Origin of the sequence: Haloarcula sp. Atlit-7R (genome assembly GCF_003666065.1) — an archaeon.
GTDB lineage: Archaea > Halobacteriota > Halobacteria > Halobacteriales > Haloarculaceae > Haloarcula > Haloarcula taiwanensis.
Genome location: NZ_QXIK01000060.1, coordinates 1 through 569 on the forward strand (window position 1 = coordinate 1; position 569 = coordinate 569).

The window sequence follows — 569 nt, forward strand, 5'->3', positions numbered from 1 at the left end:
TAGAATATTTCTAGACTTGAATACAAGAGTCAAGTGACATGCGTCACGTAGATCACGGAGCCGAGCCTGAGGCACGTCATCTTCGGACGGCTCGTCGGTCCAATTCAGCGACGTTGCGGAGCTACCCATTGCCGGTGATTGCAGACGTGCCTGTAAATCGCGTTCTCTATGTAGATTTCACCCCGTTAACTGCACTAAGACGGGTGTCGGTTTGCTGACGCCCCTTTGACTGGGTCACACAGATTCTATCAATTACTACTGCGTTCAACGGGGTTGTCGGGGAGTACAGCCCCACTCCGCGCGATTAGCTCCCGCCGAGCACGCGCTTGAACAGCGTGAACGTGAGCAGGGTGAAGAACAGTCCGTTCAACATGCCCTGACTCGCCGCGAGCACCCGCGCCGCCGGCCCGAGCGGATTGATATCGCCGTAGCCGACCGTACTGAAGCTGATATAGCTGTAATAGACGTTGTCGAAAAGCACTTCCATCGTCGTTTTGTCGACGGCGGCGGGGTCGAAGACGCTCCCCGCCTGCGTCAGGAACGGCCCGCCGAGGGCGTAACACAGTCCG

General features: G+C 57.3%; 1 protein-coding gene. It reads right to left on the reverse strand.

What is annotated here, in order from left to right; translation table 11 throughout:
* Nucleotides 1-304: 304 nt before the first annotated feature.
* The coding region (locus D3D01_RS22615; protein WP_147439988.1) for a potassium channel family protein at nt 305-569 on the reverse strand (265 nt) is incomplete at its 5' end.